The sequence below is a fragment of the Paenibacillus sp. FSL M7-1455 genome, assembly GCF_038004655.1.
GTDB lineage: Bacteria > Bacillota > Bacilli > Paenibacillales > Paenibacillaceae > Paenibacillus_AQ > Paenibacillus_AQ cookii.
The window spans coordinates 2,992,051-3,003,358 of sequence record NZ_JBBORO010000001.1 but is presented as its reverse complement, the minus strand read 5'-3'; the positions used below and the strand labels follow the sequence as shown (position 1 = coordinate 3,003,358).

The window sequence follows — 11,308 nt, the reverse complement described above, 5'->3', positions numbered from 1 at the left end:
GAATTACCAATTTGGTCAATTGGTTTAGTTTAAAGAAAAGCAAACAGGATGATGGAGGGAAATACCATGACAGAAAATATTCAGGTGCCTCAACCCAAAACTTATGGACCTTTAGGAAATCTGCCGCTGCTGGATTCCTCCGCGCCGGTGCAATCGTTGGTGAAGGTGGCCTCGGAGCTTGGGCCCATCTTTCAGTTCCAATATCCCGGCGGACGCAAGGAGCTCTACGTCTCCGGCCATGAATATGTGAAGGACGCTTGCGACGAAAAGCGCTTTGACAAACGGATCTGGGCTCCGCTGCAAAACGTACGCGCTTTTGCAGGCGACGGCTTGTTTACGAGTGCGACCCAGGAAACGAATTGGAAAAAAGCACATAACATTCTGCTGTCCAGCTTCAGCCAAAGGGCCATGCAAGGGTACCACGCAAAAATGCTGGATATTGCCTTGCAGCTGATTCAAAAATGGGGGCGGCTGAATCCGGACGAAACGGTGGACGTACCTGCGGACATGACCCGGCTGACGCTCGATACGATCGGACTGTGCGGCTTTAGTTACCGTTTCAACAGTTTTTACCGGGAAGGCAACCATCCCTTTATCGATGCGATGGTGCGGGCGCTTGACGAAGGGATGAACCAGCTTCACCGCCTGGGCATCCAGGATATGTTTATGGTCCGGAAGAAACGGCAGTTTCAAGAGGATATTCAGACGATGTTCTCTCTTGTCGACGAATTGATCCGGGAACGTAAGGCGCATGGCGGGAATGAGGATGACCTGCTCGCTCACATGCTGGAAGGCGTCGATCCGGATACAGGTGAGCGTCTGGATCAAGAAAATATCCGCTACCAGATCATCACATTTCTGATCGCAGGACATGAAACGACGAGCGGCCTGCTCTCCTTTGCGATCTATTTTCTGTTGAAAAACCCCGAAAAGCTGCGTAAAGCGGTGGAAGAGGTGGATCGCGTCCTGAAAGACCCGGTACCGACGTATAACCAGGTGCGGGACCTGAAATATGTCCGAATGGTACTTAGCGAGTCCCTGCGGTTATGGCCGACTGCGCCGGCTTTCTCGCTGTATGCCAAAGAAGATACATGGATCGGGGGAACCTATCCGCTCCAAAAGGGTGACAGCGTGACCGTGCTCATTCCGGGACTTCACAGGGATACACGCGTCTGGGGGGACGATGTGGAGGCGTTCAGACCCGAGCGTTTTGAAGATCCAAGCAAAGTGCCCCATGACGCGTATAAGCCGTTTGGCAACGGCCAGCGGGCGTGCATCGGGCAGCAGTTCGCCCTGCAGGAAGCCACCTTGGTGCTGGGTATGGTTCTGAAGTATTTTGAGCTGACGGATCCCGACCACTACGAACTCAAGGTAAAAGAGACGTTGACACTGAAACCTGAAGGGTTCCGGATTCGGGTTCGCAGTCGGAAGGGAGCCGTGATCCCGATGGGTTCCGGCAGCTCCGAACCGCTGGATACCGCTGCTCGCGAATCCGGCAAGCCGGCTTCATTGGCGGAAAACGCGCACCATACGCCGCTGCTCGTCCTGTACGGTTCCAATTTGGGCACGGCCGAAGGCATTGCCAGAGAAGTAGCCGATCTCGCCAAGTATCAGGGATTCAGCAGTCAGGTCGGTACCTTGGACGACTACGTCGGCGCCCTTCCCAAGGAGGGAGCGGTGATCATTGTAACGGCTTCCTATAACGGCCAGCCTCCTTCCAACGCGAAAGCTTTCGTCGAATGGCTGGAATCCGCCGACAATTCGGCCGTCCGGGATGTCCGCTACATGGTATTTGGCTGCGGGGATCATAATTGGGCCAGCACATACCAGCGGATCCCGCGCCTGATCGATGAGCTGCTGGCAGACAAAGGCGCCGAGCGGCTTATCCCGCTCGGGGAGTGCGATGCCAGCGGCGATTTTGAACGGGAGGTTGACGACTGGACGGAGCGATTATGGCCGGATTTGATGCAGGCGCTGGGACTGCCGGTCACGGCCAACCGCGAGCCGAAACGGAGCACGCTGTCGCTTCGTTTTGTCCAGGGCGTGGCCGAAGCTCCGCTGGCGGAAACCTACGGAGCCGTGTCCGGCCGGATTGTGCGCAGTTACAATCTTCAGCATGCAGACAGCGGAAGGGTCACGCAGCACATCGAAATTGCGCTGCCGGAAGGCACGACTTATTGCGAGGGCGATCATCTGGGCGTGCTCCCGGTCAACCCTGACCCATTGGTACGGCGGGTACTCCGCCGATTCCGGCTGGATGGCTCAGCTCACCTGATTCTGGAATCGGGCGGGAAAAACATTCCCCACTTGAAGGCAGGCGTTCCGGTCCGACTGGACGAACTGCTGTCCCGCAGTGTCGAGCTGCAGGAGCCGGCGACCCGTGCCCAAATCCGGGAGATGGCCGCGTGCACGGTTTGCCCGCCGCATGCCAGGGAACTCGAGGCGCTGCTCGTAGAAGAGACGTACCAGACGGACATTCGGGCGAAGAGGGTTACGATGCTCGACTTGCTCGAGCAGTATGATGCCTGTGAGCTGCCGTTTGCGCGTTTTCTGGAGCTGCTGCCGGCACTGAAGCCGAGATATTACTCCATATCAAGCTCGCCTCAAGTCAGCCAAGATACGGCCTGCATCACGGTCGGCGTGGTCCGGGGGGAAGCATGGAACGGCAAGGGAGAGTACCGCGGCATCGCCTCCAACTACTTGGCCGGACTTGAACCGGGAGCCGAGGTGCTGATATTCGTCCGGTCCCCTGAATCCGGCTTTGTACTTCCGGAGGATTCCGCCACACCGCTGATCATGGTGGGTCCCGGCACGGGCGTGGCTCCGTTCAGAGGTTTTATCCAGGCCAGACGGGCACTCCAAGCGGCAGGAAAGGTGCTGGGTGAAGCCCATCTGTACTTTGGCTGCCGGAATCCGGAACATGATTACCTATACCGCGCGGAGTTCGAGCAGGCGGAAAGGGACGGCCTGGTCACACTTCATACGGCTTTCTCCAGAGTGGAAGGCGCAAATAAGTGCTATGTCCAGCATCTTATGAAGCAGGACGGGGAGCTGCTGCTGTCGCTGCTCGAAACCGGGGCAAAGTTGTACGTTTGCGGCGACGGCATCCGGATGGCCCCGCAGGTGGAACAAACGATCATGGAGTCTTATCGGGAAAAAAGCGGGGCGAGCCGCGAAGAAGCGGCTGAATGGCTTGCCGCGCTTGAAGCGGCACGCAACTATGCGAAAGACGTATGGGCCGGTTGAACCACAAGCTTCCATGTGTCTGGTAAGTCGCATGATCTAGATTTGCTTACTTGCTGTAGACAAATATGTTGGAGAGAGAGGCACAAGTCTTTCGGAAAGGAGTTAGCAAGGTCAAAAAGAGATGGAGTGCTTGCAGCATCCCGGTTCATGGACCGCAGGGATGATCATCGCTTATTGGATTCGCAAGATGTTGAGGCCGGTGTTCGGGTGGTCGAAGTTTTGACCGGGAAAAAGACGGGCAAACGTTCGCCGGGCGGATTACCATCGTTTGATCCGCGTGACGCCGGGTAATATAGGATAAACGAGAACTTGTTTGGAGGGATTCGCAATGCCTTGGAATAAGCATGATTACCCTGTGTCCATGAAAAATTTGGAGCCCCGCGTGCGGAATAAAGCGGTCGAAATCGCAAACGCGCTGCTCGAAGAAGGCTATGAGGAAGGGCGCGCCATTGCCATCGGCACCGCCCAGGCGGAAAAGTGGAATGAGGACCATCCGGTTGGCGAAGAAAAGCCTTCGAAGCATAAGTAACCTCATGAACATTTCGTTCGACACCGACTACCAAGCAAATATAATGCAGAAAAGGGCCGTGTGACCTCTATTTCATACCTACTGTACTCCACATATAATACAGAGCTGCCCGAAACAACCCTGATAACCGCGGTCCGCCAAGCACGGACCGCGGTTTTTCTCATACCGGGAGAAGCCCGCAGTGTAACCCCTTATAGAGAATGGAAAAGCCGGAATAGAAGATTTTAATACGATATTGTGGCCGGAAAGGCATCAATGGTACAGTATCAGCAATAAATAATCCCGACTATACACATTGGAAAAATAAATCATATTGAAACCGTCGAGGGTCATTTTTGGAGTCATTTCAAGCATCAACCCAAATTTAAAAAAAGATGGAGTGAGTGAACGATGGGCAAAAACAGACAGCTTCGACTGGGGGCCACCATACACGGCGTGGGCAGCAGCCACACCGCCTGGAGACATCCGCAAATTCCTTCGGATGCGAGCGTAAACATTTCGTTCTATACACAGCAGGCACAGAAGGCCGAAGAGGGCAAGTTCGATTTTGTTTTCATTGCCGACGGCCTGTATATCAACGAAAAGTCGATCCCGCACTTTTTGAACCGGTTTGAGCCGATTACGATCTTGTCCGCGCTCGGCGCAGCCACTTCCCGGATCGGGCTTGTCGGCACGCTGTCGACCTCTTACAGTGAGCCGTTTACGGTCGCCAGGCAGTTCGCCTCCATCGACCACATCAGCGGCGGGCGCGCAGGGTGGAACGTCGTGACTTCACCACTGGAGGGAACCGCGCTGAATTTCGGCGGCCGGCCGCATCCGGCCCATTCCGAGCGGTACCGGATCGCGGAAGAGTACCTCGAGGTGGTCAAAGGGCTGTGGGACTCCTGGGAAGACGATGCCTTTGTGCGGGATAAGGAGAGCGGGGTGTTCTTCGATCCGGACAAATTGCACCGGCTGAACCATGAAGGGGAGTTCTTCACTGTGCAGGGGCCGCTGAACATTGCGCGCTCCCGGCAGGGGCAGCCGGTCGTGTTCCAGGCGGGCTCCTCGGACAGCGGCCGCAGCCTGGCGGCGAAAACGGCGGACGCCGTGTTCACCGGCCCGGAGACGATCGAGGAGGCCAAGGCTTTTTACCGGGACGTGAAGCAGCGGGCAGCCACACTCGGGCGCGCTCCGGAGGAAATTCTGATCTTTCCGGGCATCGGGCCGATCGTGGGCCGCACGGAAGAGGAAGCCGAGCGCAAATACCAGGAAATCGCCGGGCTGGTGACGATTGAGAAGGCCTTGGAATACCTTGGGCGCTACTTCGAGCACCACGACTTTTCCCAATACCCGCTGGATGAGCCGTTCCCCGACCTGGGTGACTTTGGCTCGAACAGCTTCCGCAGCACGACCGACCGTATCAAGAGACGCGCCAAAGAGGAGAACTTGACGCTGCGCGAAATAGCGCTGCAGGAAGCGACGCCGCGGACGGTGTTTATCGGGACGCCGGAGAAGGTGGCGGATTTGGTGCAGCAGTGGTTTGAGGAAGAGGCTGCCGACGGCTTCATTATCGGATCGGGCGTGCCGGGCGGATTGGACGATTTCATCGAGCTGGTGGTTCCGATTCTGCGCGAACGTGGGCTGTTCCGCACGGAATACGAGGGAGATACGCTGCGGGGAAATCTGGGCCTGCCGGTGCCGGAGAACCGCTATACGAAGCAAAAAGCGCTGTCCTAAACGGGACGGGGTCTCTGCCAATCTGCGGAGTCCCTGCACCCTGCATACAAACGATATTTGGATCTGAAGGGAGTCTGAGAGAGATGAAGTTTGATTCGAAAAACAGGCGCAAATCGGCAGCAGCCGCTCTGCTGGTCACCGTTATGCTGCTGTCCGCTTGCGGAGGCAAGCAGACGGCCTCCCAAGGGCAGACGGATAGCGGGGCGGCACCGGCCGTACAGGGAGCATCCGCCAAGGGCGGGGAGCTCACCTACGCTCTGGCGACGTCGCCGGATACACTGGACCCGCACCGCAGCGGCCTGGCCGTCGCGGTCCGCGTCATCCGCACCATCTACGACAGTCTGGTCGTTCAGCTGCCGGACAATACGATCAAGCCGTGGCTGGCGACGGAATGGACCATTTCAGACGATGGGCTTAGCTACACGTTTAAGCTGCGGAAGGACGTCAAGTTCCAGGACGGAACGCCATTTAACGCCGAGGCGGTCAAGTTCAACTTCGACCGGATTCTGGATCCCGCCACCAAGGCGGCGAATGCGGCCGCCCTGCTTCAGCCCTACAAGTCCTCCGAGGTCATTGACGAGTACACGATCAAGCTGAATTTGTCGACGCCCTCACGGGCTTTTCTGGGCAACCTGAGCCAGGCGCTGCTTGGCATTGTGTCACCGACTGCAGCCAAGCAATACGGGGATCAGCTGGGGCAGCATCCGGTCGGCACGGGGCCGTTCAAATTCGTCAAGTGGGATGAGAATGCCGACATCAAGGTCGAGCGCAATCCGGACTACGCCTGGGCGCCGGAGATCGTGACCAATACGGGGGCGCCTTACCTGGACGGCATCGATTTTAAAATCGTACCCGAAGAGGCCACCCGGATCGGCAGTGTGCAGAGCAAGCAGGTGCTGGCTGCCGAGACGGTGCCGCCTCAGAACATCCTGACCTTGAAAAAGGATCCGAATTTCCAGCTGCTGCAGGCAAATACGCTCGGCCTGCCGTACACGCTGTTCTTCAACCAGGAGCGCGCGCCGTGGAACGAACTGAAGGCAAGGCAGGCGGTGCAGCTGGCCGTGGACGTGGACGCCATCGTCAAAACGCTGTACCTGGGCACGTACGAGCGGGCCTGGTCCCCGCTGACCCCGGGCACCTTCGGTTATGACCCGTCGCTGGAAAACTCGGTCAAACCGGATATCGCCAAAGCCAATCAGCTGCTTGACGAGCTGGGATGGGTTAAGGGAGCGGACGGCGTCCGGAGCAAGGACGGGAAGAAACTGACCTTGCACTACGTCGACGGCACGCCAAACCGGGAGAAACGCAACGACATCGCGGTCATGGTGCAGCAGCAGCTGAAGCAAATCGGCGTGGACGTTGAGATCGAGATCACGAAGGATGTCCGCACTGTGGTCTACACCAACGGAAACTATGATTTGTACGGCAACAGCCAGGTCAACTCCGATCCGAACGCGCTGTACTCCTTCTACCATTCCTATGATCCAAAGAGCCGGCCGACGCTGCCGAGACTCGCCAGTCCGGAAGTCGACAAGTGGCTGGAAGAGGGACGGGTCGAGAAGGACGATGCCAAGCGTGAGGATCTGTACCATAAAATTCAGCATTATATCATCGACAATGCGGTCATTCTGCCGATTTACGTCTTCCCGTATACGGTGGCCGCTTCCAAATCGGTACAGGGACTTACCTTTGACTCCCTCGGGTATCCGCTGTTCAACGACGTATCTTTGCAAAAATAGAAAGGAGGCTTGAGGCGGCATGCTGTGGATGGTAACCCGGCGCCTGTTAACGTCGCTCCTCGTCATTATCGGCTCGCTCGTTTTGGTGTTCACGATCCTCTACGTTCTTCCCGGGGATCCGACCGACAACATGGTCGATCCCTCGATGGCGACGCCGGAGGTCATTGCGAACTTAAGGCATCAGCTGGGCGTGGACCAGCCGTTTCACATCCAGCTCTTCCACTATTTCGGGAGCATCCTGCAGGGGGATTTCGGCAAATCCCTGCTGAATTCCGATCCGGTGCTGCCCAAAATTGCCGAGAGCTTCCCCGCTACCCTGGCCCTGACCGGAGCCAGCGTGCTGGTGTCCGTGACCGTAGGCCTGCTGCTTGGCGTCCTGTCGGCCATTCACCGGAACGGGGCGATTGACATCATCGCCCGCGTCATCGGGCTGTTCGGCATCTCCATGCCGACCTTCTGGTCGGGCATCCTGCTCATCCTGATATTCTCCATTACGCTGGGCTGGTTTCCGGCGATGGGATCGGACGGGTGGCGGACGCTGGTTCTGCCCGCACTGGCGCTTGGGACGGTCGGGAGCGGCTTTATTATCCGGATGGTCCGCAACAGCATGCTGGAGGTCATCAGCGAGCAGTTCATCGTGACGCTTCGTTCCAAGGGCTTGGCGGAGCGGGCGGTCATGTACCGTCACGCGCTGCGCAATGCGCTGATACCGGCCGTCACGATGACGGGTATGCTGATCGGCGACTTGCTGGCCGGCACGGTTGTCGTCGAGACGGTGTTTTCCCGCCAGGGCATCGGCCGGATCATCTCGGACGCGATCATGGCCAAGGATCTCCCAGTGGTTCAGGGTGTCATTTTGTTCTCAGCCATCATCTATACGCTGGTTAACCTGCTTGTGGATCTGTCTTATACGCTGATCGATCCGCGCGTGAGACGTTCAACTTAAACCTTAGGAGGGAGCGGTTATGAGGGAGGCGGTATCCGCCAAGACGGTCTGGCGCGAGCGGAAGCTTGCGGCCGCGGCCGCACCGAAAGTCCGTAAGTTCACGGCAAGCGACCTGTTCCTGGTGGCGGCCGGATTCATCATTCTGTTTGTGGCGGCCTGTGCCATCGTCCCGCAGTGGATTGCGCCTTACGCCCCGACGGAGATGCGGTCCGACAACATCATGCAGGCGCCAAGCGGCGCGCATCTGTTCGGCACCGATTATTTCGGTCGGGATATTTTCAGCGTGGTCGTGTACGGGAGCCGGGACTCGCTCTTTATCGGCTTTGCTTCCGTCCTCGTCGGCGGCCTGCTTGGGGGAACGATCGGGGCGCTGTCCGGTTACGCGGGCGGCTGGATCGACACGGCGATCATGCGTCTCAATGACGTGTTGATGACGATCCCGGGCATCCTGCTGGCGCTGGCCATCGCCGGCGCGCTCGGTCCGAGCCTGTTTAACATCGTGCTGGCGGTAGCCGTATCCTCCGTGCCGGGTTATGCCCGGGTGATGCGGGCGCAGGTGCTGAGCATCAAGAGCCGGACGTTCGTCAAAGCATCGGTATCCATCGGCGCTTCGCCGCTGCGCGTGTTCTGGAAGCATGTGCTGCCGAACAGCCTGTCTCCGCTGCTGGTCATGGCAGCTATCGGTATCGGCACGTCCATTCTGACGGGATCGGGCCTGAGCTTTCTGGGCCTCGGGGTTCTGCGCGAGGTTCCGGACTGGGGGACGCTGCTCTCCCAAGGCAGAGGCTATTTGACCGCGGCCTGGTGGATCTGCACCTTCCCGGGATTGGCCATCACCGCCTTCGTGTTGTCTGTCAACATTATTGGCGACCGGCTCCGGGACCATTTCGATCCGAAGAAAGTCACCCAGCGCTAAAGGAGGGGGAGCATCAATGAGCACATTGCTTGATATCCGGGAGCTGTCCGTCGATTTTACGACCCGGAAAGGGACACTGCAGGCGATCCGGGACGTGACGCTGTCGATCGAAGCCGGGGAAACCGTCTGCCTCGTCGGGGAGTCGGGCAGCGGCAAGACGGTAGCCTCCAAAGCGATCATGCGTCTGATCGACCATGAGAACGGGCGCATCAGCGGAGGAAGCCTTCTTCTGGACGGGACGGACCTGGCAGGCCTGCCGGAGGCCGAACTGCGCCGGATTCGCGGCAAACGGATGGCGATGGTGTTCCAGGAGCCGATGGCGGCCTTCGACCCGGTCTTTACGATCGGGCAGCAAATTCAGGAGACCATCTTGCAGCATGAGAAAGTTTCCAAGCGGGAGGCCAGGGAGCGTGCCGTCCGGCTGCTGAAGCGGGTCGGCATTCCGGAGCCGGAGCTGCGGCTGAAGCAGTATCCGGGCGAGCTGTCCGGCGGAATGCTGCAGCGGGCCATGATCGCCATGGCGCTGTCCTGCGGGCCGGACCTGCTCATTGCGGATGAGCCGACCACCGCGCTGGACGTCACGATCCAGGCGCAAATATTGCGCCTGCTGAAAGAACTGCAGGCCGAGCTCGGCATGTCGATCCTGCTGATCACCCATGATCTCGGGATCGCCGCCGAGATTGCCGACCGGGTGGTCGTCATGTATGCCGGCGAAATCGTCGAGGAGGCGCCAGCTTCCGAGCTGTTCCGCCTTCCGCGCCACCCGTATACGCGGGGCCTGCTCCGTTCCGTCGCGACGCGAGACACGGTCCGCGGCACGAAGCTGCACTCCATCGAAGGGTCGATCCCGAGCCTGGCCGCACTTCCGCAGGGCTGCCGCTTTCACCCGCGCTGCCCCTTTGCCACGGAGCGCTGCAGGCAGGAAGCGCCGGCCTTAACCGAATCCGGCGAGCGCCGGAGCGCCTGCTGGCATGCGGAGGAGCTAGTTCAGTCGGAGGGCTGGATGGCCCCCGCTGTGCCGGCAGGCTCCGGTGCAGCTGAGGGTTCCGGTACAGCTGAAGGTTTCGGTGCGGCGGCATCCAATGCGATGGCTGTTTCGGGTGCAGCTGCAGGTTCTGGCGACCCGGCGGCTTCCAGCGTGACGGCTGCTTTACGCGTTACACGGGAAGGCGGCGCAGAAGAGAACATTGAAGGACGACGCGAAGCCGGCTCCGCCGGGGCAGCGGAAGAAGCGGCGGACGCTTTGTTTACCGTGGATCACCTGAAAAAGTATTACCCGGTGCATGGCGGAGGCATCGGCAAAGCGAAGAAGCTGATCCGCGCCGTGGACGACGTCAGCTTTACGATCCGCAAGCGCGAAACCTTCGGTTTAGTCGGCGAGTCCGGCAGCGGAAAGTCGACGCTGGGCCGGGTGCTGCTCCAGATGGAGCGTGCCACGGCAGGGACGGTTCTTTTTGACGGCAAGGACCTGACGAACCTGGGAGGACGTGAACTGCGCGCCGCCCGCCAGCATATGCAGACGATCTTCCAGGATCCGTACGGATCGCTGGATCCGCGCTGGAAGATCGGCGACAGCATCGCCGAGCCGCTTAAGGTGCACGGTCAGGGGCAGCGCTCCCCGGCCGACATCAGCCGCCGCGTCAGCGAGCTGCTGGAGCTGGTGGGGCTCGACCCGTCGTGGGCGCAGCGGTATCCGCACGAGTTCTCCGGCGGGCAGCGGCAGCGGATCGGCATCGCCCGCGCGATCGCCCTGAACCCGCGGTTCATTCTCGCCGACGAAGCCGTATCCGCGCTGGACGTATCGGTTCAGGCCCAGATCATCAATTTGCTGCAGGACCTGCAGCAGAAGCTGGGGCTGACCTACTTGTTCATCGCCCATGGCCTGCAGGTTGTCCGGCATCTGTCGGACCGGATCGGCGTGATGTACCTCGGGAAGCTCGTGGAGATCGCACCGAGCGAGTCGCTGTTTCTCGCCCCGGCCCACCCGTATACCCAGGCTCTGATTGAGGCCATACCGCAGACCACGCCCCGCCAAGGCCAGGCGGCCGGAAGCCTGGAAGGGGAAATTCCCTCGCCGGCCAATCCGCCCTCGGGCTGCCGGTTTCATACCCGGTGTCCGTTTGCCACGGACCGCTGCCGGCAGGAAGAGCCGGCGCTGCGCCCATTGGACAGCGGTCACCACGCGGCCTGCCATTATGTGTTGTGACGGGATG

7 protein-coding genes are annotated in these 11,308 nt (G+C 59.4%); all 7 read left to right on the top strand.

Annotated elements, in window-relative coordinates:
- Nucleotides 1–66 precede the first annotated feature (66 nt).
- The 7 genes from NYE48_RS13845 to NYE48_RS13815 all read left to right on the top strand — a co-directional run bounded on the left by NYE48_RS13845 (nucleotide 67) and on the right by NYE48_RS13815 (nucleotide 11,301).
- Nucleotides 67–3,246: a bifunctional cytochrome P450/NADPH--P450 reductase gene (locus NYE48_RS13845; protein WP_340999080.1), complete on the top strand. Its 3,180-nt coding sequence runs from the start codon at nucleotides 67–69 to the stop codon at nucleotides 3,244–3,246.
- Between the two features lie 328 nt (nucleotides 3,247–3,574).
- A complete protein-coding gene (locus NYE48_RS13840) occupies nucleotides 3,575–3,775 on the top strand; it encodes a hypothetical protein (protein ID WP_212952222.1) in 201 nt (66 codons plus the stop codon).
- Between the two features lie 390 nt (nucleotides 3,776–4,165).
- Nucleotides 4,166–5,494 carry an LLM class flavin-dependent oxidoreductase gene (locus tag NYE48_RS13835; protein ID WP_340999079.1) on the top strand — a complete coding sequence of 443 codons (1,329 nt, stop codon included), beginning with the start codon at nucleotides 4,166–4,168 and terminating at the stop codon, nucleotides 5,492–5,494.
- Nucleotides 5,495–5,577: 83 nt separating this feature from the next.
- On the top strand, nucleotides 5,578–7,233 hold the full coding sequence (locus tag NYE48_RS13830) for an ABC transporter substrate-binding protein (protein ID WP_340999078.1): 1,656 nt from the start codon (nucleotides 5,578–5,580) through the stop codon (nucleotides 7,231–7,233).
- 19 nt (nucleotides 7,234–7,252) lie between these two features.
- Nucleotides 7,253–8,179 carry an ABC transporter permease gene (locus NYE48_RS13825; protein WP_340999077.1) on the top strand — a complete coding sequence of 309 codons (927 nt, stop codon included), beginning with the start codon at nucleotides 7,253–7,255 and terminating at the stop codon, nucleotides 8,177–8,179.
- A gap of 19 nt (nucleotides 8,180–8,198) precedes the next feature.
- On the top strand, nucleotides 8,199–9,095 hold the full coding sequence (locus NYE48_RS13820; RefSeq protein ID WP_340999076.1) for an ABC transporter permease: 897 nt from the start codon (nucleotides 8,199–8,201) through the stop codon (nucleotides 9,093–9,095).
- 16 nt (nucleotides 9,096–9,111) lie between these two features.
- Nucleotides 9,112–11,301: an ABC transporter ATP-binding protein gene (locus NYE48_RS13815; RefSeq protein WP_340999075.1), complete on the top strand. Its 2,190-nt coding sequence runs from the start codon at nucleotides 9,112–9,114 to the stop codon at nucleotides 11,299–11,301.
- Nucleotides 11,302–11,308 lie beyond the last annotated feature (7 nt).